The organism is Natronogracilivirga saccharolytica, from assembly GCF_017921895.1.
Classification (GTDB): Bacteria; Bacteroidota; Rhodothermia; order Balneolales; family Natronogracilivirgulaceae; genus Natronogracilivirga; species Natronogracilivirga saccharolytica.
In genome coordinates, this window is record NZ_JAFIDN010000010.1 from 46,007 (window position 1) to 72,286 (window position 26,280).

At 52.9% G+C, this 26,280-nt stretch carries 21 protein-coding genes and 1 riboswitch; of the genes, 5 read left to right on the forward strand and 16 right to left on the reverse strand.

The window, feature by feature from the left end; all coding sequences use genetic code 11:
• Positions 1-17: 17 nt before the first annotated feature.
• The 12 genes from murD to NATSA_RS12125 all read right to left on the reverse strand — a co-directional run bounded on the left by murD (position 18) and on the right by NATSA_RS12125 (position 15,643).
• Positions 18-1,385, reverse strand: coding sequence for a UDP-N-acetylmuramoyl-L-alanine--D-glutamate ligase (gene murD, locus NATSA_RS12070; RefSeq protein WP_210512856.1), 1,368 nt, complete (start codon positions 1,383-1,385; stop codon positions 18-20).
• Between the two features lie 94 nt (positions 1,386-1,479).
• Positions 1,480-2,616 carry a phospho-N-acetylmuramoyl-pentapeptide-transferase gene (gene mraY, locus NATSA_RS12075; RefSeq protein WP_210512857.1) on the reverse strand — a complete coding sequence of 379 codons (1,137 nt, stop codon included), beginning with the start codon at positions 2,614-2,616 and terminating at the stop codon, positions 1,480-1,482.
• Entirely contained in the window at positions 2,616-4,211 is a 1,596-nt protein-coding gene (locus tag NATSA_RS12080) for a UDP-N-acetylmuramoyl-L-alanyl-D-glutamate--2,6-diaminopimelate ligase (protein WP_210512858.1), read from the reverse strand. Before NATSA_RS12080 ends, mraY begins: the two co-directional genes overlap by 1 nt.
• On the reverse strand, positions 4,208-6,358 hold the full coding sequence (locus tag NATSA_RS12085) for a penicillin-binding transpeptidase domain-containing protein (protein ID WP_210512859.1): 2,151 nt from the start codon (positions 6,356-6,358) through the stop codon (positions 4,208-4,210). Before NATSA_RS12085 ends, NATSA_RS12080 begins: the two co-directional genes overlap by 4 nt.
• 2 nt (positions 6,359-6,360) lie before the next feature.
• Positions 6,361-6,759 carry a hypothetical protein gene (locus NATSA_RS12090; RefSeq protein ID WP_210512860.1) on the reverse strand — a complete coding sequence of 133 codons (399 nt, stop codon included), beginning with the start codon at positions 6,757-6,759 and terminating at the stop codon, positions 6,361-6,363.
• Positions 6,756-7,745 carry a 16S rRNA (cytosine(1402)-N(4))-methyltransferase RsmH gene (gene rsmH, locus NATSA_RS12095; RefSeq protein ID WP_210512861.1) on the reverse strand — a complete coding sequence of 330 codons (990 nt, stop codon included), beginning with the start codon at positions 7,743-7,745 and terminating at the stop codon, positions 6,756-6,758. The genes NATSA_RS12090 and rsmH overlap by 4 nt, the downstream gene beginning before the upstream one ends.
• Positions 7,742-8,200, reverse strand: a complete 459-nt coding sequence (locus NATSA_RS12100) for a division/cell wall cluster transcriptional repressor MraZ (protein WP_210512862.1) — start codon at positions 8,198-8,200, stop codon at positions 7,742-7,744. Before NATSA_RS12100 ends, rsmH begins: the two co-directional genes overlap by 4 nt.
• A 320-nt stretch (positions 8,201-8,520) precedes the next feature.
• On the reverse strand, positions 8,521-10,956 hold the full coding sequence (thrA, locus tag NATSA_RS12105; RefSeq protein ID WP_210512863.1) for a bifunctional aspartate kinase/homoserine dehydrogenase I: 2,436 nt from the start codon (positions 10,954-10,956) through the stop codon (positions 8,521-8,523).
• Positions 10,957-10,959: 3 nt separating this feature from the next.
• A complete protein-coding gene (gene metX / locus NATSA_RS12110) occupies positions 10,960-12,024 on the reverse strand; it encodes a homoserine O-acetyltransferase MetX (protein ID WP_210512864.1) in 1,065 nt (354 codons plus the stop codon).
• Between the two features lie 75 nt (positions 12,025-12,099).
• Positions 12,100-13,419, reverse strand: coding sequence for an O-acetylhomoserine aminocarboxypropyltransferase/cysteine synthase family protein (locus NATSA_RS12115; protein ID WP_210512865.1), 1,320 nt, complete (start codon positions 13,417-13,419; stop codon positions 12,100-12,102).
• 172 nt (positions 13,420-13,591) lie between these two features.
• Positions 13,592-13,727, reverse strand: a riboswitch (SAM riboswitch).
• Between the two features lie 291 nt (positions 13,728-14,018).
• On the reverse strand, positions 14,019-14,915 hold the full coding sequence (gene era / locus NATSA_RS12120; RefSeq protein ID WP_210512866.1) for a GTPase Era: 897 nt from the start codon (positions 14,913-14,915) through the stop codon (positions 14,019-14,021).
• A 5-nt stretch (positions 14,916-14,920) separates the two neighbouring features.
• Complete coding sequence (locus tag NATSA_RS12125; RefSeq protein WP_210512867.1) at positions 14,921-15,643, reverse strand: pyridoxine 5'-phosphate synthase; 723 nt, start codon at positions 15,641-15,643, stop codon at positions 14,921-14,923.
• Positions 15,644-15,762: 119 nt separating this feature from the next.
• Between NATSA_RS12125 and NATSA_RS12130 the strand changes: the two genes are divergently transcribed.
• Both NATSA_RS12130 and NATSA_RS12135 read left to right on the forward strand, forming a co-directional pair.
• Positions 15,763-16,740, forward strand: coding sequence for a methylenetetrahydrofolate reductase (locus NATSA_RS12130; RefSeq protein ID WP_210512868.1), 978 nt, complete (start codon positions 15,763-15,765; stop codon positions 16,738-16,740).
• Between the two features lie 99 nt (positions 16,741-16,839).
• The gene (locus NATSA_RS12135; protein WP_210512869.1) at positions 16,840-17,244 is read left to right on the forward strand and encodes a C40 family peptidase; all 405 of its coding nucleotides are present in this window, start codon (positions 16,840-16,842) and stop codon (positions 17,242-17,244) included.
• 23 nt (positions 17,245-17,267) lie between these two features.
• Here NATSA_RS12135 and NATSA_RS12140 read toward each other — a convergent pair whose 3' ends face one another.
• Entirely contained in the window at positions 17,268-17,705 is a 438-nt protein-coding gene (locus tag NATSA_RS12140) for a thiol-disulfide oxidoreductase DCC family protein (RefSeq protein WP_210512870.1), read from the reverse strand.
• Between the two features lie 327 nt (positions 17,706-18,032).
• Between NATSA_RS12140 and NATSA_RS12145 the strand changes: the two genes are divergently transcribed.
• Entirely contained in the window at positions 18,033-18,413 is a 381-nt protein-coding gene (locus tag NATSA_RS12145; protein WP_210512871.1) for a response regulator, read from the forward strand.
• Positions 18,414-18,422: 9 nt separating this feature from the next.
• Here the strand turns inward: NATSA_RS12145 and NATSA_RS12150 are convergent, their stop codons facing one another.
• A complete protein-coding gene (locus NATSA_RS12150; RefSeq protein ID WP_210512872.1) occupies positions 18,423-19,211 on the reverse strand; it encodes a sulfite exporter TauE/SafE family protein in 789 nt (262 codons plus the stop codon).
• Between the two features lie 167 nt (positions 19,212-19,378).
• Between NATSA_RS12150 and NATSA_RS12155 the strand changes: the two genes are divergently transcribed.
• Complete coding sequence (locus NATSA_RS12155) at positions 19,379-21,766, forward strand: endonuclease MutS2 (RefSeq protein ID WP_210512873.1); 2,388 nt, start codon at positions 19,379-19,381, stop codon at positions 21,764-21,766.
• Between the two features lie 19 nt (positions 21,767-21,785).
• Here the strand turns inward: NATSA_RS12155 and NATSA_RS12160 are convergent, their stop codons facing one another.
• Together NATSA_RS12160 and NATSA_RS12165 are read right to left on the reverse strand one after the other, a co-directional pair.
• On the reverse strand, positions 21,786-22,001 hold the full coding sequence (locus NATSA_RS12160) for a hypothetical protein (protein WP_210512874.1): 216 nt from the start codon (positions 21,999-22,001) through the stop codon (positions 21,786-21,788).
• A gap of 125 nt (positions 22,002-22,126) precedes the next feature.
• Positions 22,127-23,260, reverse strand: a complete 1,134-nt coding sequence (locus tag NATSA_RS12165; RefSeq protein ID WP_210512875.1) for a BamA/TamA family outer membrane protein — start codon at positions 23,258-23,260, stop codon at positions 22,127-22,129.
• Positions 23,261-23,709: 449 nt separating this feature from the next.
• Here NATSA_RS12165 and NATSA_RS12170 point away from each other — a divergent pair, with 449 nt between their 5' ends.
• Positions 23,710-26,103 (forward strand): TonB-dependent receptor domain-containing protein, encoded by a 2,394-nt coding sequence (locus NATSA_RS12170; protein WP_210512876.1) that lies wholly within the window; start codon positions 23,710-23,712, stop codon positions 26,101-26,103.
• The last annotated feature ends 177 nt before the right edge of the window (positions 26,104-26,280 follow it).

A 26,280-nucleotide genomic window follows, 5' to 3' on the forward strand; every position in this document is an offset into this window, starting at 1 on the left:
TTCTTATCACTTTTACGTTACTCTTCCTGCAGGGTCATGACCACCTGAATAAACTTGTGCCCGCGCTCCTCATAACTTTCAAACATATCAAACGAGGCGCATGCCGGACTCAGCAGGACGATGTCGCCTTTTTCGGCTTTGAGATAGCTTTTGTACACCGCATCCTGCATTGAATCGGCCAGCCAGATGACCGGCGCCACGCCGCGGAGCTGCTCCTGAATGGCATCCCGCCCTTCACCGATGGCGATCACCGCCTTGACTTTTTCCCGGACCTCATCATACAACTCGCGGTAATCATTGCCTTTGTCCCGCCCGCCCATGATGAGAATTACCGGGCGCCTGAAACTGGTCAGAGCATACCACACCGCGTTCACATTGGTCGCCTTGCTGTCATTGTAATAGGTCACACCGCCAAGCTCGCGCACTTTCTGAAGCCTGTGCGGCACACCCTCGAATCCGGTCAGACTGTCACGGATCGGGCCTTTGTCAATTTCACACACTCTGGCCGCAAGGGCCACGGCAAGGCCGTTTCGCAGATTATGTTTGCCGGGAAGTGCCAGCTGATCCATGGGCAAAACCTCCTCGTTGTGCGTTTTGGTCTGAATGCGCATGATGCCGTCCCTCAGACAGGCGCCGGGCACCTCAATTTCCGAGGAAAACGGCAGCAGTTCGGGATGCGCCGTTTGCAATGCCATTTTTTCAACCTGCTCCCTGACCACAAGGTCATCGTATCCGTAAATCAGCGTGTCTTCTTCGGTCTGATGGCCGGGGAGCTGCATTTTGGATGCGATGTAGTGTTCGAACCTGTTCTGATACCGGTTGAGATGATCGGGTGTGATGTTCAGCAAAATGGCCACTCTTGCACGGAACCGGTCGATGTGATCCAGCTGAAAACTGCTGACCTCCAGAATGACATCGGTTTCGGCAGAAGACTTTTCCACGACCTCTGAAAATGCCGTTCCCACATTTCCGGCCAGCAGGAAGGACCGGCCCGCCCGTTTCCAGATATCGGCCAGCCAGTTGACCACCGTCGTTTTCCCGTTCGATCCGGTAACCGCCACAATGCGGCTCTCGCAGAACCAGGACGCGACCTCGATTTCGGCCAGAACCTGCTTGCCTGCATCTTCATAGGCCCTGACAATCGGAGCGTCGCCCGGCACGCCCGGACTCAGCACCAGAAAATCGCCTTCCAGCGACCTGTCGCTGTGCCCGCCCTGCTCATACGGTATGCCGGAGCTTTCGAGCCGCTCGCGGAATACTTCGCCGATGGTACCGGCGTCAGAGACAAACACACCGGCCCCCTTGCGCTGCATCAGTTCGGCAACGGCCACACCGCTTCGGGCGGCTCCGGCTACGACGATATGTTGATTATAGAGTCGGGTCATTATTTGCTTTTGCAGGTCGTTTTGTGATAAACTTCAGGCGATTTTGATTTTTGGTTTCAGGTGCCGGTTTGTCCGGAACCAGGTCATTTTGTGATTATCTGAGTTTGAGTGTGATGATGGTGAAAATGGCCAGGAGGATCGCGATGATCCAGAACCGCACCACGATCTTGGGTTCGGCCCAGCCTTTCTTTTCAAAATGGTGGTGCAGCGGAGCGATTTTGAAGAAGCGCCGCCCGACACCGTACTTCCGTTTGGTATACTTGAAATAACTGGTCTGGATGATGACCGACAGGGCCTCGACGAAGAATATCCCGCACAAAATGGGCAGCAGCAGCTCCTTGTGGATCATCAGGGCAACCGCACCGATGCCGCCGCCGAGCGCCAGCGAGCCGGTATCACCCATGAAAACTTCGGCCGGATACGTGTTGTACCATAAAAACCCGAAACAGGCGCCCACCATGGCGGCACAGTAAATGGTCAGCTCACCGGTTCCCGGCAGATAGAGAATGTCGAGAAAACCGGAGTAGTCGACGCGGCCGGATACATATGCCAGGATGCCGAGTGCCAGTCCGGCAATGGCCGATGTTCCGCTGGCAAGACCATCCAGTCCGTCGGTCAGATTCACCGAATTGCTGACCGCCGTGAGAATGAAAATGCAGACGGGAATGTAGATGGCCCATCCGAGTGCCTCACCGAGGAACGCGTAGTCGATATTGGCATCTTTGACAAAAGGAATGGTGCTCAGAGTGTTGTATTCCTGAAAATCGGGATAGAAATAGAGCACCGCCCCCACCAATGCCCCGACGGCCACCTGCCCGATGATCTTGAACTTGCCGAGCAGGCCTTCCTTGTTTTTGCGAATGATCTTTATGTAATCATCCACAAATCCCACGCCGCCCAGAACAATCGTCACAACCAGAATCAGCCAGATGTAAATATTTCCGGGATGGGCCCACATCACCGTTGAAAAAATGATGGCCAGCAGGATGATCAGTCCGCCCATGCTGGGGGTTCCGGCTTTGTCGTAGTGGTTGTCGAGCCCGACATCATCCCTGAATGTCTCTTCAATCTGCATCCGCTTGAGCAGCCGGATTATCTTCTTGCCGATGAACACGCAGATAAAGAACGAGGTCACGGCGGCAAGGGCGCTTCGGACCGTAATAAAGGTAAAAACGCCGAATCCCGGCGGACTCGCAACATCCTGTATCCAATCCAAAAGGAGATATAGCATCAGCGCACCTCCTTTTTTGATTCGTTGTCATTCCGGCCGTTCCGCTGTTTCTGCCTGCGCTTTTTGGAATCGCGTCTTTCGATCCACTCGGCGATGGCTTTGCCGGCCACCTTGCGGTCATCAAATTTTCGTCTTCTTCCGTGTACTTCCTGATAGGTCTCGTGCCCCTTGCCGGCCACCAGCACGACGGTACTGGTATCCGCATCCAGCACGGCGGAGCGGATTGCCTTGCGGCGGTCGGGCTGAATGTAGAGCCGGTCACCGCGAACGATACCCTGCCTGATGTCGCGAATGATCGCATCCGGATCTTCGGTCCTGGGATTATCCGAAGTCAGCGTTATGACATCGGCATACTGATCGGCGATCTGTCCCATTTCCGGACGTTTGGTGGTATCCCTGTCACCGCCGCATCCAAAAACCACATGCAGCGTCACCCCTTCGGTGCGGACCGCAGTAAGTGCCTGAAGTACATTCTCAAGCGCGTCCGGGGTGTGGGCGTAATCCACAAAAACAGACGGCGCCGATTCCAGCACGGCGGGAGTAAGATCGTCGTCATCATACCCTTCGGGCTTGACTCTTTCAAGCCGGCCGGCTGCTCCCCGGGCTTCACCGAGCGCCGAGGCCACACTGCCTTTGGTACAGCCGAGCGCCAGACAGATCAGATAGGCCTGCGCTACGTTGTAGGCGTTATATCTTCCGGCCAGAGGGGTGCTGACAATGGTACCGTCCAGATCAAGCACCATTCCTTCGGGACTTTCATCGAGGATGCGGAAGTCCTTATTGTTTTCAAATCCGAAATCCCAGATGCGGGCCTGGCACTCTTCGATGACCTTGTGTGCAGAGGGATCATCACGATTGATGACCGCAATGGCATCGGAGTCGAGCGAGAGGAAGAGACGCTGTTTTGCCTCAACATAGGCATCCATATCGCGATGATAATCGAGGTGGTCCCGGCTCAGATTGGTAAAGGCGCCGACATCAAACCGGATTCCGCCGACTCTCTGCTGCTCCAGGGCATGCGAAGAGACCTCCATTACGGCAAATGCCGTATCCTTGCTGACCATCTTTTTCAGTGTGCCGGCAAGGCTGACCGGATCCGGGGTGGTAAGGTGGCTTTCCATGACCCTGTCGCCTATGCGCGTCTCCACGGTTCCAAGCAGGCCAGTGTTGTACCCAAGCGTTTGCAGCACCTGATAGACCAGTGTGGAAACGGTCGTTTTGCCGTTGGTTCCGGTGATGCCGGTCATTTTCAGCCGGCGGGCAGGGTATCCGGCAAAGGCCTGGGCCAGTTCTCCAGCGATATGCCGTGTATCGGCCACCTGGATGTAGAGCGGTCCGTTTTCGGCGTCTGTGTCGTGATGCGGGGTTTTGCTGTGCTCATCGGGTATGTGCTCTGCGATGATGACGGCCGCCCCCCTGCGGATGGCTTCACTGATGAAATGATGGCCGTCTGAACGGGTACCTCTCAGTGCAATGAACACATCGTCCTTTTTCACATGCCGGGAGTCAAGCACAAGCTTGCCGGGCTTGCCGTCGAAATGTCCGTTCGTCTGGAGGGGATGGATGATATGGAGCAGATCGGCAATGTTCATCATGTCCCCTTTTGAGTTAAAATGGTTGGCAGATCCCGGGCGCGGCCGCGGATGGTAACCTGCCGGCCGGTACGATAGTTTTCCCCGGCAAGCGGAAACTGGGCGTATACGGTTCCGGAACCGATCATTTCAACTTCAAACCCGTACTTGCGGAGCCAGGCGGATGCTTTGCGCATACTCATTCCCCTGACATCCGGAACGCTTGCATGGTGTTCGCTGGTCCGCGAGCTCTCTTCGGCGATGGAATCCCCGAGGGTAACCTGCAGCGGGTCGGTGCGTATGATCTGTTCACCGGCGGCGGTGCTCTGGCCGGTCACATAACTGCCCCGGCCATCGAACCGATGCCGGATATTATAGTCTTTCAGTACGGCTTCGGCTTCACTGCGGCTCATGCCCCTCAGATCCGGCACAACAGCCCACATGCCCCTGATTTCATCTTCATCCGGGGCAAGGTGCAGCCCGTCATCCAGCCCGATCAGGCGCAGGGCGATGTTCCGGAACACCGGTCCGGCAATGAATCCGCCGTAGAAACTCAGCCGCGGTTCGTCGATCATCACCAGAGCCACGTATTTGGGATCTTCTGCGGGGAAGTATCCCGCAAATGTGGCCATGTAACGCGCCTGGTACCTGCCCTCCAGAAACTTCTGGGCCGTACCCGTCTTGCCGGCGATCCGAAGCCCGTCAATGCGCGCATAACCGGCTGTGCCGGAGTCGGTTACCACGCTTTCGAATACGGGCTCAAGCTGCTTCACCGTCTCCGGCCTTATGGCACGGCGGACCGTCTCCGGCCGTTGCTTCTTCACTACCCGGCCCGATTCATCCACCACCCTGTCCACAACATACGGCCGCATGATGACACCGTCGTTTGCAAACGCCGCGTAGGCCTGTGCCAGCTGCAGCAGATTGACCTGCACTTCGTAACCGATGGAGAGCCATGGCTTTGTGACCCCGGACCATTCATACGGCTTGCGCAGCCTTCCGGACTCTTCGCCGGGCAGATCGACAAAGGTCCGTGATCCGAATCCCAGGTTCCGGGCATATTGGTACAATGTTTCAGAGGGAATTCTTCCAGCCACTTCCGACGTCACAATGTTCGATGATTTGCGGATGGCCTCGTCAAATGTGATGGTGCCGAGCGGATCATGGTCGCGCATCACCTGTCCGCTGATCAGCCGCCGCCCGTCCCCGGTATCGAAACTTTCGTCAAGCCGCACCGCATTATTTTCCATTGCGGCCACTGCCGTCACCAGCTTGAATGTAGATCCCGGTTCCACCATATCGGAAATCACCGCATTCCTTCTGTTTTCGGATGGCGACTCCGACGGATTATTGGGATCGAAATCGGGATAGGATGCCATTGCCTTGACGGCGCCCGTTTTCGGTTCAAGGATCACGACGGCACCGCCGCTTGCCATCCCCCTTTCAATGCCGCTTTTCAGTTCCGCCTCGGCGATGGCCTGGATATGGGAATCGATGGTGGAAATGATAGTATGGCCCTGCTCGGGCTGCCTGCGCGGAGCACCGACAAAAGAGCGGATGCGCCCGCTGCGGTCCCTTCTGACCTGGCGTTCACCGTCCTTGCCCCGCAGATATTCATCGTAAGAGGCCTCAAGTCCGGACATCCCGGCCAGCTGATGATTGACATATCCCACAACATGGGAGGCAAGCCGGTTGTGGCTGTATCTGCGACGGTACTGCTCCTCGAGAATCACCGCTCTTGAACGGGATTCACGAAGCTGCTCTGCCGCTTCCGCGGAGATATTGCGCTCCAGCACGACATATCTCGAACCCGGCGAGGCCCGATTGATGCGCTGACGGTAATATTGTGCGCTGCGGGTTCCCACTGATGCCAGCTCTTCGGTAAACTCACGGATCTCATCGCTTGAAACGCCGGGAAAATGCGGGTCTACGGCAACCCGGTAGGTGACGGTGTTGCCCACCAGCTCCCGGCCCTCACTGTCAAGTATGGCCCCGCGCTGTGCAGGGATGGATATGGCATCTATGGTCTGGGCACTCCACAATGCGCGCAGCTCGCCCCCCTCCAGCCACTGCACCCGCAGTATCTGCAGCCCTATCAGAACCGGTATCAGGAGCAAAAACCCGAACACCAGAAACATACGATGCAATATGTTTTCTTTCTGATCTGCCATGTTCAGTTATCAATTACAATTACCGGGTCCGTGGCCCCGCCCGATATCATTCCGAGGGACTGGGCGCGGCTGTAGATTTCAGCCGGACCTGTCATCTGTTCGTAGTTCCGGCGGGCTTCCGTGTGGATCCGCTGGGCCCGTTCATGTTCCATACGCAGCTGCTGAACCTCCTGAAGCGTATTTTGTGTCTGAAACACATGCGTCAGATACAGTGTACCGGCAAGACCCAGCGCTACAGACCACAGGATCAGTTTACCGGGTGACAACAGCTTCTTTTTCTTGCGGCTGCCTCCGGAACTCCGCTTGCCGTTTGACCCGCTGAGCGGCCCGGTCTTTGGTGTATTTGATGCCGGACGATTTCTAAGCACCGGGGAAGGGCGGGGTGGTGATTTTACGATCATACGCTCCCTCCTTTTTTAGTCTCTGACCTTTTTCCGGATGCGGATTCTCCGGTTTCGCCGGCTGCTCCGCTTGCGGGTATCTTCCGGGCAACCCTCAGTTTGGCACTTCTTGCCCTGGGATTTTCAGCCTGCTCTTTCTCCGACGGACTTATCACTTTTTTATTCACCACACTGAGCGGACGGATATCGTTGCCGTAGAAATCCTTGACCGGCCTGCCTTCAAAATTTCCTGTACGGAAATAGTTTTTGCACAGGCGGTCCTCAAGTGAATGGTATGTAATCACCACAAAGCGGCCGTCATCCGCGAGCAGGGCCGTGCCTTTTTCAAGAACCTGCTTCAGCATGCGCAGCTCGCTGTTTACTGCAATGCGCAGGGCCTGAAATATTCTTGCCAGGGATTTGTTCAAAAACCGGTCGGGCACCACCGATGCCACAACATCACGCAATTCGGCAGTTGTCTCAAGCGGACGGGAGCGGATGACCTCTCTGGCTATGCGCCCGCTGTGACGCTCTTCACCGTATTCATAGAGCAGGTTGCGCAGATCTTCATATTCATAGGTGTTGACAATCTCCGATGCCGTGGAAGCCTGCAGCCTGCCCATCCGCATATCCAGCGGGCCGTCCTTCTGAAAACTGAAACCGCGCTCCGGCACATCTATCTGATAGGAGGATACCCCCAGGTCAAGCAGCATGCCGCTGATACGGCCATGCACACGTTTGGGAAGCAGCGTATCGATGTATCCAAAATTGCCGCGGATGATGGTCATGCGCTCTTCGTCCTGGAACCTTTCACCCGCATACGCCAGTGCATCTTCATCCTGATCACAAGCGTAGAGATGTCCGTCACCAGAAAGCTCCTGCAAAATGCGCGCACTGTGCCCTCCGCCACCAAGCGTGCCGTCTACATAGACTCCGTTCGGGTCGGTAACCAGATACTGTATCGCTTCATTGAGCAATACTGGTTTGTGATATGAAACATCGGTCATTGCTCGAGGCCATCTCCCATTACATGTTCAAAAAGTTCACGGTAGGTATCCGTATCCAGCTCCTCATCGGCTTTGTCAAGCATATCAGGCGACCACAGCTCAATGCTTTCACCCATTCCGATGAAAATGACACGATTTGAAATATTAGCCCATTCCATGAGCTTCGGCGGAATGGCAATGCGGTTGTGCTTGTCCAGAGTTATATCATCTGCAGACCGGAGAAAATTCCGGAGAACCTTCCGGCCTTTTTGCTGAAATTCGTTGATGCGGGACAGACGCTCTTCCACTCCGATCCAGTACTCCTCAGGATACAGCAGCAGACACCGGTCCAGACCTTTCAGGATGGTGAAACTGTCCTGATTTTGCGGAGGCAGATATTTACGCAACTTCGCCGGGAAGCTCACGCGACCTTTGCTGTCGATGGAATGATCGTATTCACCTTTGAAGCTTGCCACTGGTCTGCTCTTTTGGATGCGGTCTGCTTTGATTGCTTTTGGAGGAAAGTTACACTTTTTCCCACAACTTCCCACCATTTCCCACAAAGTAGGTGTTTTTATATTTAGAAGTCAAGTAAAAAGAGGATATTTCCCGGGAAAAATCGAACAGAGTTGTGGACAGTAAGAGTGATGTTACCTTTTTGAATGAATGGAAGGTCGTTTGGATCAATACAAATATATGTATAATATATGTCCATTCAGGGGTGGGAAGTTTTCCCACACAAAATCATGTGCGCTGCATACACAGATGCAGACACTGACCGGATGGCAGTCGAAAACTACTTCAACAGTCTTCGGCTGATTTTTTGGATGTCGGCAAGCACTCCGGCAGCGGTGACTTCCCTTCCGGCACCCGGACCCTGAATAATGAGTGGCTGGTCGCTGTAGCGCCTGGTTTTGAACAGAAGCAGATTGTTCGTTCCCTGCAGCGTTCCCAAAGATGACTTTTTGGGAACCGATTCGATGCCGACCCGGATGGCTCCGTTTTCCAGATGTCCCGTATACCGCAGCACTTCTCCGCGGGCGGATGCCTCGGCGACCCGGTCCGCCCAACTGGCATTTTCTTCCGGAAGTTTTTCAAAAAAAGCATCAAGCGAAAGTGATTTCATTCCGGCAGGAATCACATCTTCCACGGAAACATCCTCGCGCTCAACACGGAACCCGGAAGTCCGGGCCAGAATCAAAAATTTTCTGGCGACATCTTCCCCGGACAGATCGTCGCGCGGATCCGGCTCGGATATGCCCTCGCGCAGCACCGACCTGATGATCTGATCAAACGGTATACCCTGTTCAAGTCCGGCAAACAGATAGGTCATGGTTCCGGATACCACGCCCGAAACAGCCCTGACCTCATCGCCGCTGCGCCGCAGGTCCTTGATGGTCTGGATGACCGGCATGCCGGCCCCGACAGTGGCCTCGTACAGATAATGTGTATTTTTGTTGACCGTGTAGCTCATCAGCGTATCGAAATACTCCTGCTCAAAACTGTTGGCTCTCTTGCTGGGAGTCACAATGTGGATGCCGGCACTGAGCAGCTGCGGATATTTCCTGGCAACTTCAGCATCCCCGGTGGCATCAACAAAAACGGTCCGGTATGGATATTCCTTGATGAGATGGTCGACAATAAACCCCCAGTCCGTTTTCTGGCCTTGCCGGATCCGCTCTTTCACCTTTGCAGCCGGTATTCCGGAGGGATGCCATGCCATTTTGTCGGTGTCACAGGCTCCGATAATACTGAGATCCACTTTGGGATCCTCGAGCTCCCCGAGCAGTTCAAGAAGCTTGCTTCCGATGGCACCTGTCCCGGCAACAAACAGGCGAACACGATGGGTATGGATGCAGAAGTGGTCATTCAGCAGACGAACCGCCATTTCCGCTTCGCGATTATACAAAAGCAGGCTGAGATGCCGGTTTGCCAGGCCTTTGGCCATGGCCAGGGGTGCAATGCCGTTTTCACCCAGTACCGAAAGAACGGCTCCGCTGATACCCAGGTCGCGTTCAAGCTTCTCGCCGATCACAGTCACCATGGATACCTGATCCAGTAACTGCGGCGTGTCGATCAGACCATTTTCATGCTCGGTTTCAAACTCTTCCAGCAACGCCTCCCTGGTCGATTCGGCTTCATCGGCGGGAACCACCACCGTAATGCCGTAATCCGAGGAGGCCGCCGCCTGAAAGTGCACCTGAACTCCATGCCGGTCAAGAGCTTTCAGCGTGCGGAGACTCAGCTCATGGATGCGGTCCAGCCCGCGGCTTCGCAGCGCAATCACCATGATGTTCTTTTTGACCGATACCGACCGCAAACGGCCGGATGTCGCCTGATAATCCCGGGTAATGACGGTGCCCCTTGCCTCCGGGCTCATGGTGTTTTTAATGAGGATCGGGATGTTGCGCGCCTGCAGCGGCAGCACGGTGCGCGGGTGGAGCACCTTGGCTCCAAAATGTGACATCTCCGCGATTTCGGAGTAATGCAGCTGGGGTATGGTCACCGCAGTCGGAACAATATCGGGATCAGCTGTGAGCACGCCATTGACATCCGTCCAGATCTGGACTTCATGCGCGTCAAGCGCCTCGCCAAGAAGGCTGGCGGTATAATCGGAGCCCGAACGCCCCAGGGTGGTAATTTCATTGTCGGACGTTGACCCGATAAAACCGGTCACCACGGGCACCAGATTGTTCAGCGGATGGAGGGCCTGACGAATCTGGCGGATGGTAGTGATCGTATCCACATCGGCATCGCCGAATCTGTTGTTGGTGCGTACCAGTTTGTGCGATTCATATGCCCCGGATTCGGCGCCGGTGGCCTTCAAGGCAGCAGCAAAAATATTGGATGAAAGCCGCTCTCCGTAGGACACCACGCGGTCACTTTGTCTCGGGGAAATTTTGCCCTGACCCTGAAGAGCGGACAGTTCGGCTTCGAGCGCGGTTAAAAGGTGTGCGATGCGCTCCTTTTGTTCATCAGCGTCAACGGGCTCCAGAGCCGCAAGGGTGGACTCATGACGCTTTTTCAGAAGGTCAAAGCGCTCCTGCCAGGCAGCGTCTGCATCCGATGCCAGAGACATCAGGGCAATAAGTTCATCAGTTACGCCACCGAGAGCAGAGACCACAACGGCGACTTCAGCGTCCTTGCGCTGCTGGTTGACGATATCAACGGCATTGCGAATCCGGTTGATATCATAGAGGGATGACCCTCCGAATTTTAAAATTCGCAGCATGTTTCAGGTTACAGATAAATGATATTTTCTTGAAATTTCGGGGAAATGATGTTTTACAAGCGACTGTATAGCGTCAAATTCTATCAAAAATGCGTCATGGCCGTTATCTGATGTGAGTTCTGCATAGCGGCCGTTTCCAAGAAGCGATACAAGCTCCTTTTGTTCATGCACCGGGTACAATACATCCGAGCTGATGCCGACAACCAGTACCGGTATGGTGATGCTGCCCAGAACGTCTTCATACGAACCGCGACCCCGCGACACGTCATGGGTATCCATGGCACTGGTCAGCCGCACATAGGTAACAGCGTCAAAGCGCTCCACCAGTTTGTCTCCCTGGTAGTTCAGGTATGACTCAACCTGAAAGCACGATTTGCCCTCCTGCGGTTTTCGGCCGAACCGGCGCTCGAAGGATTCCGCACTGCGGTAGGTTATCATGCCCATCATCCGCGCAGCCGAGAGTCCGTCAGCGGGGGGATCATCCGCCGGGTAGTAGCCGTTGCGCCATTTGGGATCAGCAAAAATGGCTTTACGCTGGGCTTCACCGACGCCGATGGCCCATGCCGAGTGAGCCTTGCCCATGGCAATAAGCAGAACCTGCTCCGCGCGGTCATCCATTACGGCAAACTCGAGCGCCTGCATGCCTCCCATCGATGCTCCGATGGCAAACCGCACGCGGTTGACCTTAAGATGGTCCAGCAGCCGCTGCTGTACCCGGACCATATCCCTGATGGTTATTTCCGGAAAATCTCCGCCGTATCTGTTTCCGGTTTCGGGATTCACGGAAAGCGGGCCTGTGGTACCGTAACAACTGCCCAGCACATTGCTGCAAATAATGTAGTGCTCTTCCGGATCAAGCAGTTTGCCTTCGCCAAAGAAACCCTGCAGCCATTCGTCAGCCGAGGCATGACCCGTCAGAGCATGAAATACGACCACAACATTGCTCATCTCCGGGTTTGGTTTTCCCCAGGTTTTGTAGGCAATTTCCAGTTCCGGAAAGGCAAATCCCGATTCGGTCACAAAGGGATCGGGATCACGATAAATCAGAGTACCGGTATTTTTTGACATGGTTTCAATGGACTTCATTTCAGTTGGCGGCACATCCTCCGGCGATGACCGCCGGAGGATGTGTCCGTTATTGCGTCAGACAGACTTTGAAAAAGCCACCTCAAAGTCATATTTGATGTCATCAATATGCTCAAGGCCGACCGACACCCGCACCAGATCTTCCGTCACGCCACTTGACCGCTGCTCTTCATCACTGAGCTGCTGGTGCGTGGTAGATGAGGGGTGTATGACCAGCGTTTTGGCATCACCGACATTGGCCAGATGACTCGCAAGCACAGTGCTGTTGATAAACTTCTTGCCGGCCTCATAGCCGCCTTTTATGCCAAAAGTAAGAACCGCGCCGAATTTGCCCGGATTCAGATACTTTTTGGCAAGATTATGGTAGGGGTGACCCGGCAGACCGGCATAATTGACCCATTCGACTTTGTCGTGGTCATCCAGCCACTTTGCAAGTTCAAGCGCATTCTCACAGTGGCGTTCTGCCCGCAACGAAAGCGTCTCAATGCCCTGCAGAAGCAAAAAGCTGTTGAACGGAGACTGGGACGGGCCGAAGTCCCGGAGTCCTTCAACCCTTGCCCTTATGGCAAAAGCGATGTTTCCGAACGGTCCGTCCTCCCCGAATACTTCCCAGAAGTTCAGTCCGTGGTAGCCGGGGGAGGGCTGATCAAACAACGGAAACTTGCCGTTGCCCCAGTTGAAGTTGCCGGCATCAACCAGAACGCCGCCGATAGATGTTCCGTGTCCGCCAATCCATTTTGTAGCAGAAGAGACCACGATATTGGCTCCGAAGTCGATCGGGCGGGCGATGGCACCGGCGGCTCCGAAGGTATTGTCCACTATAAGCGGAATTCCGTGTTTTTGAGCTACAGCGGCAAGACCTTCAAGGTCCGGCACATTGGATTTCGGGTTGCCAAGTGACTCCACGTATATGGCCTTGGTGTTGTCGTCAATTTTGGCCTCGTAAGCTCCGGGATCATCATCTTCAACAAATGCGACATCTATGCCGAGCCGCGGCAGAGAAACCTTGAACTGGTTGTACGTACCGCCGTAAAGATTGCTGGTGGATATGATATTGTCCCCTTTCTGTGCGATGGTAATGATGGTAAGAAACTGCGCTGCCTGTCCGGATGACGTTGCAACAGCAGCTACTCCGCCTTCCAGCGCGGCGATGCGCTTTTCGAACACATCGTTTGTCGGATTCATGATCCGGGAGTAGATATTGCCGAATTCCTTTAGTCCGAACAGAGATGCCGCATGCTCTGTGTCGTTGAAGACGTAAGATGTGGTTTGATAGATCGGGACCGCCCGCGCATTGGTGGCAGGATCCTTCTCCTGTCCGGCATGCAACTGGAGCGTTTCAAACTGAAAGGGTCTGTCTTCTGCTTTATCTGACATGATTAATCCGTTTTTTGATGATTTTTCATTTTTGGTTGCTGTTCTGGTCTGTTATCCAACTGTATTGCTTTCCGGCAGGTTCCACCCGATGATTACTTTTCAATCCGGGTAAAAAAAAAGCCTCTGCCGGGGTTTCGATTCCGGAAGAGGCTTTTAAAACGACAACCATCTTCCCTCATCTTTCCCACGGGACGGTTTCACCATCCCGGAGCAGGATTTAGCACCTGACCTTCCCGATTACACAGGTAATCCGGAAGCGGTTGCTAAGGTTTCACAGGGCCTGATCCCTCCACCTTTCTCGATAAGAGACTTTTCAAAAAATCAAGGAACAAAAAAGCCCTTCACGAGAAATCGGGAAGGGCTCAAATTTTCTGTCAACACACATCAGCCCCTCACCTGCAGCAGCAGGACATACAACAGAGGGACATCTTTTTAAATAAACCGTTCATTAGCTGATTTATATCAAGCTTATTCGAAGTAAAGTGTGTTATTCCGACTCAACGGTCAAGTCTACCACTTTATTTTTTTCCTGTCAACATTAAAAATAATATTTTTCGTCAGTTACATCAACAAAGCCGGACACACTGCCCGGAAAAGCGCTACCGGTAACCATAGCTTTTGAGAAAGTTTTCTTTCTCCCGCCATTTCTCGCGCACCTTAACGAACAGTTCCAGGTGCACCTTTTTTCCTACCAGTTCTTCAACGGATTTCCGGGAACGTATTCCGAGCTCCTTGAGCATTTTACCTTTTTTACCGATAAGAATGCCTTTTTGAGATTCACGGTTAACAACAATTTCAGCGTGGATCCGGTCCATCTCGTCTCCTTCCTTGTATTCGATCACATTCACGGCGCAGGAATAGGGAATTTCCTGCTGGTAGAGAATGAACAGCTGCTCGCGGATAAGTTCGGATACAAAAAATCGCAGAGGCAGATCACTGACCTCTTCTTTGGAGTAGAATTCCGGTCCTTCCGGCAGCCGCTGCTTCAGCCGCCGCACCAGTTCGTCCACACCCACTCCGTGAAGAGCAGAAACAGGGATGACTTCAATGTAGTCACGCATTTCCGTACACTGCTGCTGCACTTCCAGCAGCCGCTCCTGGCTGATCAGATCCACCTTGTTCACCACGAGCATTACCGGAAGATTCAGTTCGTCAAGTGTCTCCCAGACCACATCATCTTTCCCGGGCGGTCGTTCACCGTCGACGATATGAATGAGCAGATCGGCATCCGTTCGCAGCCGCGCAACCTGGTCCATCATCTTTTCCTGCAGCAGATAACGGGGCTGAATGATTCCGGGCGTATCCAGAAAAATTATCTGGGACTCCTCATCGGAATATATGCCCTGAATGCGGTGCCTGGTGGTCTGCGCCTTATGCGTTATGATGGACAGCTTTTGTCCGAGCAGATAGTTGAATAGTGTCGATTTGCCGGCATTGGGCTGGCCGATGATGCCTGCGTAACCCGAAGTGTGTGTTTTTTCCTGATTTTGTGCCATATATCCTACCCCCTGATCAGGTCGGCCATGCGGCGAACGGTATTTTCCAGCCCGTTGAACAGGGCATCGGCAATCAATGCGTGTCCGATACTGATATCATTCAAATGGGGGACGTTGTCAAGAAGCGGCTGAATGTTGCTGAAATTCAGCCCATGACCGGCGTTCACTTTCAAACCCAGTTCATGAGCCATTTCGGCAGCATTCCGCAGGCGGTCCAGCTCTTTCTCCCGGGCGAAACCGGACGGAGCATTGGCATAGGTGCCGGTATGCAGCTCAACGGCCTCGGCGCCAAGCTCCGCTGATATCCGGATATCAGCCTCGGCCGGATCGACAAAAAGGCTGATCTGAATACCGTTTTCTTTCAGCGGCGGAAAAACTCTTTGTTCAAAATCCTCTTTTACCTTCCGCATGTTCAGTCCGCCTTCGGTGGTCAGCTCCTCCCGGCTTTCAGGAACAAGCGTTGCATAGTCTGCTTTCATACGCGAGCAGAAGCTGATCATTTCGTCGGTTGCCGCCATTTCAAAATCGAAAATCCCCTGCACCACATCCCGAAGCCGGATAACATCATCGTCACGAATATGCCTGCGGTCTTCCCTCAGATGAAAGACAATCCCTGATGCGCCGGCCTTTTCGGCTACAACGGCAGCTTCCACCGGGTCGGGCACCGTTTCTCCTCTCGCGTTGCGAAGTGTGGCTACATGATCAATGTTTACCAGCAGTTTTCTCATAATTCGAATATATAATTTGATTTCCTTGTTGCGGCAAGCGGGGCTGACACGCACGGTATGTTTATTTCAGATAATAGTCGTAATTTACGAACTTGTGCATCCAAGTGAAGCTATAGATTATGAAAGTCATTGAACATTACGAAAAGGCAAAAGATCCGTTAATCTCTTTTGAAATCATTCCTCCCAAACGTGGCGGCTCTGTAACAAAGGTGTTTGAGACACTGGACGGGGTGATGAAATACCATCCTCCTTTTATAGATGTAACATCACATGCCGCCGAGGCCTATTACGAAGAGTTGAAGGACGGTTCTGTAAAGCGGCATATCCGCAGAAAACGTCCGGGAACCATCGGCTTGTGCGCGGCAATCAAGCACCGGTACAACGTTGACCCTGTGCCTCATCTGATTTGCAAGGGGTTCACCAAAGAAGAGACTGAGGATGCACTGATCGAGTTGAATTACCTGGGCATTGAAAATGTACTTGCCATTCGTGGTGATGATCAGGGATACCAGAAGCCGGTCCAGAAGTCGCGCGGCATCAACGAATATGCCGTTGACCTGGTTCAGCAGATCAAGCGCATGAACAGCGGGGTTTATCTTGAGGATCTTATGGATGCCGAGTCAACCGATTTTTGCATCGGAGTGGGCGGATACCCCGAGAAGCACATCCAGGCTCCGAACATGGAGTATGATATTGCCCGCCTGAAGGAAAAGGTGGAAGCCGGTGCTGATTACATTGTCACCCAGATGTTTTTTGACAACACGGCTTATTTCCGGTTTGTGGAAATGTGCCGGGATGCCGGAATCACCGTTCCCATCGTACCCGGACTCAAAGTACTTACAACGCCCAGGCACCTGCAGTCGCTGCCCCAGTTTTTTCATCTTTCCATCCCCGCACCCCTGACCAGGGAAGTAAGCGAAAACCCTGACAGGGCACGTGACATCGGGGTTGAATGGGCAGTGAAGCAGTGTCGCGAATTGCTTGATTATGGTGTTCCCGGCCTGCATTTTTACGTGATGGGCAACCCCAAGCCGGCAACCAGAGTTATCGATCAGCTTGATATTGTGCCGGTCAGCGCTGTATCATCAAAAAAATAAACTCCGGACGACGAATTTTTTACACATTTACCACTATTTGTGACGCCCCGGTTTTCAAGAATTGCATGCTTGCTGTTAGTAACGGGATGTGCATGGATCATGGCATCCTGCAGCACACCCCGGCACACAGCCAATCCGGAAGCCCGGCTCATTGAAGAGTTCAGGAAATGGGAAGGTACGCCGTATCGGCTGGGTGGTGATTCCAGAAGCGGCGTCGACTGCTCGGCATTTGTCCGCATTGTGATGCGGGATGCTTTCGGTATTTCCATTCCCCGGACGACCCGCGAACAGTTGCAGGCGGGACGAAGAGTCCAGCCAAGAGCCGCGCGGCTCGGCGATCTTGTTTTTTTCCGGACCGGCCGCACCACATATCATGTCGGCATCATGATGCGCGGTGATTTTTTCATGCATGCCTCCACCACACGCGGAGTCACGATCGACCGTCTGCAGGAATCCTACTGGCAGGAGCGGATGATTCAAATCCGCAGGTTCAGCGGCAGATGAGTTGCCTATGGCATCACTCAGTATCACTCATTGCTGTTATCATCACTGAACTCAAGGAATCGCTCTTTGATACCCGGTTCGGGAACCCGGCATTCCGTCCTCTTTCCGAACCAACCGTAGCGGCGACGGGCGATGACATTGTAAATGAAATCTCTTGCCGGACGTGGTATAACGACCATTACCCGAAGCAGCCTGATGCTTCCGCGCAGGTATCGCACAAGCTGCAGCACGGCATCCGATCGTTCATAAACCTTGCCGTTGTCAATCAGGATAACGGTGTCCATCTTGTCAGGATGGTACCCGGCAGACTCCAGCAGTGACCTGCCGGCGCCGGACTGAAGCGGTGCGAATCTGATTCCGGCATCAGGATCCCGGTCTATAATGATATTCACCCATTTGTTGCAAAGGTTGCAAAAACCATCAAAAAGTAATACCGGTTTTTCTTTTGCAGCTTGTAACATGGTTACACTCCCGGCCACCGGTTATGATATAAATACCAGTAAATTAGAAATTTGGATATTTTCTGTAAGAAAGTGGGGCGTCACTATTTTTCAAGAGCTTTCAAAATCGTAAATTAGTCAATTATCAACACACTATATGACTGCAATGAACCCTGATCAGGATTAAAAGGGCAAGGCAACAAAAAAACCGGTTTATTGATGCAGCTCAATAAACAGACTGTCTTGTTGGACTTGATTGTATGAGTTTTTCTTCAAGATCAACATCTTTTATCTCCGTGCCGTTGCATTGCAAAAGTATTTACACATTCCGATTAACTGTAGCGTTTCATGTCTGACAGTAAAAAAATTATTCTTGTTGAAGACGACTTCATCATTGGCATGCTGCTGGAAAAACAGATCCAGCGCATGGGGTTTGAAGTTGCTGCCAAAGTGGACAGTGGGGAAGAAGCCGTTACCAGGGTCAAAGAAGAGAATCCGGAGCTTGTGCTTATGGACATCAAGCTGGTCGGTGATATTGACGGAATTGATGCAATGGAGCAGATCCGGCAATTTTCCGATGTGCCTGTGATCTATCTGACCGGCAATGCTGACAGCAATACCCGCGCGCGGGCCGAAAAAACCGGGCCGGAAGGATATCTGATCAAGCCTGTCGACATGAAAGTTTTGCGCCAGAAAATTCTGAAAATCATGAACGGACAGCAGACGTAGACTTCATCTTCAGAACAATCCATAAAGCAGACGCAAAGCAACAAACAGGACCAGTATCCCGAAAAAGATCTCGATCGTTCTGAGCCGGAACACATCCAGCAGCCATACACCGTAGCGGGCACCCACCACTCCTCCGGCAAGAAGCGGCAAAGCGGCTCCGAAATCCACATACCCCCAGTGCAGACCTGAAAAACCTGCAGAACCCGGAGCAATCATCCCCAATTGAATCCAGCCGGCAAGTGTGATAATGACTATGGCCATGGAAGAAATGCTCACCACCTTCTTGAATCCGAATGCCAGAAAAATGGACATGGCGGGAACCAGTATGAGTCCGCCGCCAACTCCGGCCAGTGCCGCAAGCATGCCGGCTGAAAAACCGATGGATACTCCGTGATACCACCTCATGGGAAGCACTTCGCGTCCGGCATCCAATGGAGAATCTTTCTTTTTTTTCAGAAAATGATAAACCGAATAAAAAAGGATGATGGAAAAAAAGATGATAAACTCACGTTCGCTGTAATACGTCGAGGTGGCGATAATCCGGCCGGCATAGGTGCCGGCAACCCCGAATGCTCCCACCATCAGCCCTTCTTTGGGATACACGTTTCCCATCTGCATATGCTTCACGCTGCTGCTCAGCGATGTGACGAAGTTGCAAAACAGGCTGGTCGCGATGGTCCAGACCACCGGATCCGGAATGCCGGACTTCTGAAACAGAAACAACAGCACGGGGGCAAAGAGGATACCTCCCCCAAGACCGAGTAATCCGGCAATCAGTCCGGCAAGTATGCCTGCCAATAGTAATAGGAGAATTGTGATAACCATAAATACTTTTAGAGCACAAAAGATAACGGTGCATGGCCTGATTTGAAAATTTGATATGACCGGTGCCGGAAATGCTTCGTATCTTGCGTTTTCTCTCAACGGAAACAGAATTTCGGATTATCCAGAAACAGTGATTTTTTATGTCCTTGCCGGTTTTTGCTCTTGACAAGCTGGAGTTTCACAAAATCAGGGCGACCCTCGCTGAATATCTCTCCACCCCCTCCGGCAGTGACATTGTTGCCGGACGGACACCTGTTGCCGATACCGGCGCGGTTGTCAAACGATTGCGCGAGTCCGGCGAAATGCTGCGGCTGCTGGAATCGTCAGAACCACCGCCGATCCAGACCTTGCAAGATATTTCGGATGCACTTTCAAAATCCCGTATTGAACGATTTCTTCTTGACGGCATCACCCTTTCTCGCATTGGGAAATGGGCCGTGTCGGCACGCACGCTGCGATCTTTTTTTTCGGGGAAACAGGAAGAAGCGCCTGCACTCTGGGAAACAGCCGGCCAGCTGACTACCCTGAAGGATCTTGAGCGGCGGATCACAAATGTGGTGGATGACAAGGGCGAAATCAGGCCCGATGCCAGTCCGGAACTGGCCAGAATCAGCAGGCAGATAAACAATCTGAAACAGCAGGCCAGGAATGCGCTCAACAATATCATGCGTCGTGGCAAAGAGTCGGGCATTGCCGGAGATGACGAAATCACCCTGCGTGGAGGGCGGCTGGTTATCCCCGTTAAGTCCGAGCACAAAAGAAAAGTCAAGGGATTCATTCACGATACGTCGGCAACCGGCCAGACCGTCTACATCGAACCGGTAGAGGTTTTTGAGAAAAACAATGAAATCCGCGAGCTGGAATCTTCGTGGAAGAGGGAAGTTGAGCGTCTGCTTCGTGAAGTGACCGGGGAGGTTGGAGCACATTCTGACCCCCTTTCCTGCAACACCGACCTGATCGGCTATATCGATGCCTGCTATGCAACGGCCCGGCTCGGGCAGCGATGGCAGGGCACCATTCCCGAGATTACCGGCGATGGTTACCTTTCGCTGAAGGAATGCCGCAACCCGCTGCTCCTGCTGAAGTTCAACAACCTGAAAGAGGGAAAGAAAAATGTGGTTCCGCTCCATCTGGAAATGGATCCTGATGAAAAAGGGATCATTATTACGGGTCCCAATGCCGGCGGGAAATCGGTGACCCTGAAAACATTCGGACTCACGCTCGCCCTCGCCCAGTTCGGAGTTCCCGTTCCTGCGCTTGAAGGAGCGCGTCTGCCATGTGTAAGCGGACTCTACATGGATATGGGTGATGAACAGTCGATTGACAATGACCTCAGCACGTTCTCATCCCGGCTCTACTGGATGAAACAGGTGCTCCAGCAGTCAGATCCCGGAAGCTGGGTACTGATCGACGAGGCCGGAAGCGGCACGGATCCGGATGAAGGTACGGCCCTGGCTCAGGCGTTCCTTGAGCAGCTGGCCTCAAAGGGCGTGCGCTGTATTGCCACCACACACCACGGAGCGCTTAAAACCTTTGCGCATGAAACACTGGGCTGGAGCAATGCCTCGATGGAGTTCGACCAGAAGACACTTTCGCCGACATACCGGTTCCGCAAAGGCATCCCGGGAAGCAGCTACGCTTTTGAAATCGCCGAGCGGCTGGAACTTCCCGAAGAGATGACGCGCCGGGCGAGGGCATGGGTTGGAAGCGGAAAGAACAAAATGGAGTCACTGATTCTGAGCCTGGAGCAGGAGAGTCAGGAACTTGAAGAACGGAAAAAGTCACTTGAGAAGCAGGAACAGTCCCGCAGAACGGCCAAAGAAGAGCTGGACAAACGGCTGGCTAAAGTTCAGCAGGAACGGGATGCCATCCGCTCAAAGGCTGTAGAGGAAGCCGGGATGCTGCTGAGTGATGCCAACCGCAAGATCGAAGAAGCCATACGTGCCGCTACCGAAAAGGACAAGGCGCTCCTTAAAGAAAAAAGAGAGGCTGTGAGCGATTTGCAAAAGGAGGTCCAAAAACGCGGAAAGCGAAAAAAGCTGAAACGGCGTCAACCGGATGAGCCGAAAAAACCTCCGCAACCCGGTGACAGTGTGCGTCTGATTGACAGCAACACAACCGGCGAACTGATCGAAGTCAGCGGCAGCAAGGCCATTGTCAATGCCAACGGATTTCGCCTCAAAACCCGTTACGACAATCTCGAGCGAACGGAAAAACAGCAATCCCGGAAAAAATCCGCCGGTTATAAACTGACCTCACCGGGATCCGGCCCGGAGCATGCACAGCCGTTTTCACACTCCCTGGACATCCGCGGCAAGCGCGGAGATGAAGCGGTAAGAGAGGTGACCCGCTATGTTGACGAAGGGCTTTCCCGCGGAATGGAACAGCTCATGATCATTCACGGAAAGGGCGACGGCATTCTTCGCAAACTGGTCCATGAACACCTGGGTTCGCGCGGCGATGTTAAGCATTTTGAGGCGGCTCCCATCGAAGAGGGCGGTGACGGGTGCACATACGTCTATTTGTGACTATCCTGAAGTGAAGCATCTACAGATGCAGCGGATTGATTCCGATCAGCCACAAGATAACGAGCAGCACCAATGCCCAGATCGACATCAGCAGAATCTTCATGGTGATCAGGATAATCGCCTCCCTGCTTTTCATTGTGGCCGGAATACCGTATCCCAGCCGGTACATCATCCACCGGGAGCCGACGGATGCCGTCAGAAAAATCAGAAGCAAAACAATCAGGTCAGTAAGCATGTATCCCGTGGTTAAAAAAGTTTTATCGCCCTGTTTAAAAACTGCATCACCCGGTTCATAAATTGCATCGCCCGGTTCATAATCAATTCTGATGAGAAAGCGTCCAGATGCATCCGCCGGCAGGATCAAAACATGTATCCGATATTTGCATAAATCCGGTACATTTCGTCGGAGAATCCTACATCAAGCCGCAGAATGAAATCAGGTGTGAGTACTGATCCGGCAACACCAAATCCGAACGTGCGGTGATAATCATTGAATATATCATCAAGGGCATCCCCGTCATCGAAATGAAAGACCCGGCCGGCATCGTGAAATCCATGAACTCCGATCCGCAAAGCCCATGGATGGTACTGGTATACCCAGGTGCGGAGTTCGGCATTGTAAAACAGGGCTGCATCGCCGCGAAACCGGAACTGGGGATAGCCTCTCAGCGTATATTCATCGCCGAGATGGGGGAATTCCCAGAACGGAATGGATCCGAAAGCCCGGGACCCGGCCATCCGCAGAGCCAGAACCGGATAGAAATAGGGTACCGGAAGGGTGACATACTGACGCACATCTCCGGACAAAGTGGCCATGGGGTAGTCGCTTAAAAGCCATGGCGACGCCCAGTCAAACGAAATTTCTGCGCGGTTACCCCGTGTTGCGGCAGCTTCACTGTTGCGGTTCTCCCACAAAAGTCCCGTGCCGATCGTGTTCATCCAGCCGCCGTCACTGCCTCTGGGGCGTTCATTCCCCGAGCCCAGAAGGTTGTCATCAGCAATATCCGGATCCTGATAGCTGAAGGAAATTGTACCTTTCAGGTCCAGTCGTCCACCCCTTCTGCCTCTCTGGTAAAGATTGTAGCGCGACGACCATTCCGCTTTCAGGCGGATGACATCATAAAAGTAGTACTGATCATCCCATTTGTCATCATCAAAAGGTGTCCGGTTGCCGATGCCGAAATAGTTTTCGTTGGGATAGCGTTCGCCGTGCAGCATCCAGAACGAGCGTATGGAGCTTCCGAACGTTTCCGTCATATCATGCCTGATGCGAAAATCCAGCAGCCCTTTTGTTGAAGCCTGTACCCTCACCTCGGTCATGGATTCATAAGGAACGGCAAGCGGATGGTACCGGAATCTGGTGTATATGGCGGAACCAAGGAATCCCACATCGGAGGCATAAGCTGCCGCAGGCAGGATGGCGGTAACGACCGTATCTCCGGGTATTTCTTCCGGAAGTGTCATTGTTTGCGCAGCAGCCGGCCGGTTCATCATGAAGCAACTGATAATCACTGCAAACAGCGCAAAGTAATATTTGGAAAAGGGAAATCGCAAACCGGCAAGGGGGTTTTGGAAGAATAAAGCAGCAACGGCGTTCTGCACGATGCCTCACAGACTGCCTCCTGAGCAGACAGGTCACATTTCAGGCCTGTAAAATATAACGTTTTGCGCGTTTTACCGCTTGCGCAAATCCACATTTCATTGCGCGTGTCCCGCAGTGCTTCAACTGCGATGAATTTTGGCGGAGCCAACCCGCAGTGATGCTTATTTAGATTTAGTACAAATAAAACTTGTACATATCACCATCGATTCCTATTTTCAACAATCAGCATTATCAAATGCTTATGGCCGGGCTAAAGTTACAGACGCAATAATCCCTGCCGCCTTCCGAATACATTATTTCTGTCCGCATCCATCAGATACATATCCGAACCGGAATCTCCATGTTTATTACTCTACTGACTTTTCTGTTTGCATTTTCGGCAACCCCGCAGGCCGGGCCGACCGGAACACTTGAGGGTACCGTAACGAATAACAACAACAATACCTTGCCTCATGCTCATGTGGCACTTCCCGATATAAACAAAGGCACGATAACACGCCGTGACGGAAGTTTCTCCATATCAGATGTTCCGGCCGGGGAGTACCGGGCAGTCATCAGCCACGTCGGATATGATGCGTTTGAAAAAAAGGTTGCCATCAGCGAAAATGAACGAACCCGCATTGAGGTCCGGCTTAAGGCCAGCTATGAAATGCCACAGGTAGAAATTGTGGGACGAAGCCCGGAGCGGATGGTCCGCATACCCGGTTCGGCTTCCCTTGTTACTGCGGAGAGGCTGGAACAAATTGAGCCCTTGAGCGGAACGGAGGTACTGCGCCAGGTGCCCGGCATTCACTCTGTTGATCACGAGGGGATGGGGCTCCGGGCGAATATCGGGATCCGGGGACTGGATCCGGACCGCAGCCGCAACGTCCTGATGCTCGAGGACGGCATTCCCGTTGCTTTGGCACCTTATGGGGAGCCCGAGATGTATTACACACCTGCCATAACCCGGATGGAATCCGTTGAGGTTATCAAGGGTAGCGGCGCAATTAAGTTTGGCCCGCAAACTGTTGGAGGAGTTATAAATTACATCACGCCGGACCCGCCGCCGGAACCGGAACTGACCGCTTACATTACCGGCGGCGAGAGAGGTTATTTTACCTCGAGGCTGGGCTATGGCAACACCTACGGCAATTCCGGTTTTCAAATCACCTGGCTGCGCCGCCAGGGAGACAACATCGGTCCGCTGAATTTCCATCTCAATGACCTGAGTGCAAAATGGAAACTGGTACTCGGTGACAAATCCGTACTTGGTGCAAATCTGAGTATTTACGATGAGCAATCAAATTCAACATACGTCGGTATGAGTCAGCCCATGTACGAAAGCGGCCGGTATCACTTCACCGACCTGGCTCCTGATGACGAACTGGATATCCGCCGGTATTCCGCCAACCTGACACATGATTACTTTTTCAGCGACAATGTCCGCCTCAGAACCTCCGCCTATGCCTACACCACCAGGCGAAACTGGTCACGGCAGGACTTCGACAATCAGCCTGTTGACGGCAGGCAGTACAGCAGGGTTGTCGGCAATGAGGATGAACCTTTTGGCGCCCTTTGGTTCAGAGAAACAACCGGCAATCGCAACAGAGAATTCGAGGTCATTGGAATAGAACCGAGATTCAGTGCGCGTTACTACACCGGGGAGTTCCGGAATGAACTGGATGCAGGCTTCCGGTATCTGTATGAGCGGGCATTTGAACAGCGGGTAAACGGCTCCATCGACAGTCCCAAAACAGGTGATATCCGCGATGATGAAATACGTACCGGCTATGCAGCCAGCGGATTTGTCCAAAACCGTTTCTATGCCACAGACAGGCTTACTTTTACACCCGGGATCAGAGTAGAGTATTTTCAGTACGAAAGGGATATCATGCGCAACAATTTTGAGGATGTATCCCGCACGTCATCAGATGAGACGCTGGCCTTTATTCCGGGGTTCGGGGTCAATTATCAGCTGGGTCATCTTTCCTCCTTGTTTGCAGGCGTGCACCGCGGGTTTAGTCCGCCAAGAGTCAAAGATGCCATCACCCCCGCCGGTGACAGTGAAGAGCTTGAGGCTGAATGGAGCTGGAGCTATGAAGCCGGATTCCGGCTTTCGCCTGCCCGCTACCTTTCATCCGAAGTCACCACGTATTACATGACATTTGAAAATCAGATCATACCGGTTTCCGAGTCTGCCGGCGGACAGGGACTGCCCAATGCAACCGGGCTGACAAACGGTGGTGCCACTGAGCATTATGGTCTGGAATTTTTGGTGAGGTTGACTCCATTTATAACCGAAGAAACAGGAATTACACCTGAGTTTGAAATCGGCGGCACCTGGAGCAGGGCATCCTTCAGTGAAGACCGGTTTGTTTCATCTGATGGTGAAATCGTTAATGTCAAAGGAAACGAACTGCCCTATGCACCGGAATGGTCCGGCTTTTCACAGCTGTCCATGCGTCACGAAACCGGTGTTTCCGGCTACATTAAAGCAACATATACAGGGGAGCAGTTCGGTGACGTTCTGAATCGCACCGGGCCGACCGGTAACGGGCGCGAAGGAATGCTGGACAGCTATACGGTACTTGATGCCGGCCTGCGCTACCAGCTTCCCTTTGATTACGACTCATCCGTTTCGGTAACCATACGCAATCTTACCGATGAGCGCTACATATCATCCCGCAGGCCGCAGGGTATCCGCATGGGATTGCCGAGGATGATCACTTTCGGAATCGACTTGAAGATATAGAACTTGATTGCAGATTCAGATATGCTTCAGAGATTTAAGTCTGATTTGAAAATTCATCGCTGATTCAGAAATGCAATTCCGGTTCAGTGATGCAGGCCCTGACTGGAAGGTGCAAATCCATTCAGGGCTAATCTCCTGGCAATCCTTGCTGGCAAAGACCGGCATTCAAAGAACATT

Coding starts and splice junctions, on each gene's coding strand:
- murD (WP_210512856.1), bottom strand. CDS start 1,385: ATGACCCGACTCTATAATCAACATATCGTCGTAGCCGGAGCCGCCCGA.
- mraY (WP_210512857.1), bottom strand. CDS start 2,616: ATGCTATATCTCCTTTTGGATTGGATACAGGATGTTGCGAGTCCGCCG.
- NATSA_RS12080 (WP_210512858.1), bottom strand. CDS start 4,211: ATGATGAACATTGCCGATCTGCTCCATATCATCCATCCCCTCCAGACG.
- NATSA_RS12085 (WP_210512859.1), bottom strand. CDS start 6,358: ATGGCAGATCAGAAAGAAAACATATTGCATCGTATGTTTCTGGTGTTC.
- NATSA_RS12090 (WP_210512860.1), bottom strand. CDS start 6,759: ATGATCGTAAAATCACCACCCCGCCCTTCCCCGGTGCTTAGAAATCGT.
- rsmH (WP_210512861.1), bottom strand. CDS start 7,745: ATGACCGATGTTTCATATCACAAACCAGTATTGCTCAATGAAGCGATA.
- thrA (WP_210512863.1), bottom strand. CDS start 10,956: ATGCTGCGAATTTTAAAATTCGGAGGGTCATCCCTCTATGATATCAAC.
- metX (WP_210512864.1), bottom strand. CDS start 12,024: ATGTCAAAAAATACCGGTACTCTGATTTATCGTGATCCCGATCCCTTT.
- NATSA_RS12115 (WP_210512865.1), bottom strand. CDS start 13,419: ATGTCAGATAAAGCAGAAGACAGACCCTTTCAGTTTGAAACGCTCCAG.
- era (WP_210512866.1), bottom strand. CDS start 14,915: ATGGCACAAAATCAGGAAAAAACACACACTTCGGGTTACGCAGGCATC.
- NATSA_RS12125 (WP_210512867.1), bottom strand. CDS start 15,643: ATGAGAAAACTGCTGGTAAACATTGATCATGTAGCCACACTTCGCAAC.
- NATSA_RS12130 (WP_210512868.1), top strand. CDS start 15,763: ATGAAAGTCATTGAACATTACGAAAAGGCAAAAGATCCGTTAATCTCT.
- NATSA_RS12135 (WP_210512869.1), top strand. CDS start 16,840: ATGGCATCCTGCAGCACACCCCGGCACACAGCCAATCCGGAAGCCCGG.
- NATSA_RS12140 (WP_210512870.1), bottom strand. CDS start 17,705: ATGTTACAAGCTGCAAAAGAAAAACCGGTATTACTTTTTGATGGTTTT.
- NATSA_RS12145 (WP_210512871.1), top strand. CDS start 18,033: ATGTCTGACAGTAAAAAAATTATTCTTGTTGAAGACGACTTCATCATT.
- NATSA_RS12155 (WP_210512873.1), top strand. CDS start 19,379: ATGTCCTTGCCGGTTTTTGCTCTTGACAAGCTGGAGTTTCACAAAATC.
- NATSA_RS12160 (WP_210512874.1), bottom strand. CDS start 22,001: ATGCTTACTGACCTGATTGTTTTGCTTCTGATTTTTCTGACGGCATCC.
- NATSA_RS12165 (WP_210512875.1), bottom strand. CDS start 23,260: ATGATGAACCGGCCGGCTGCTGCGCAAACAATGACACTTCCGGAAGAA.
- NATSA_RS12170 (WP_210512876.1), top strand. CDS start 23,710: ATGTTTATTACTCTACTGACTTTTCTGTTTGCATTTTCGGCAACCCCG.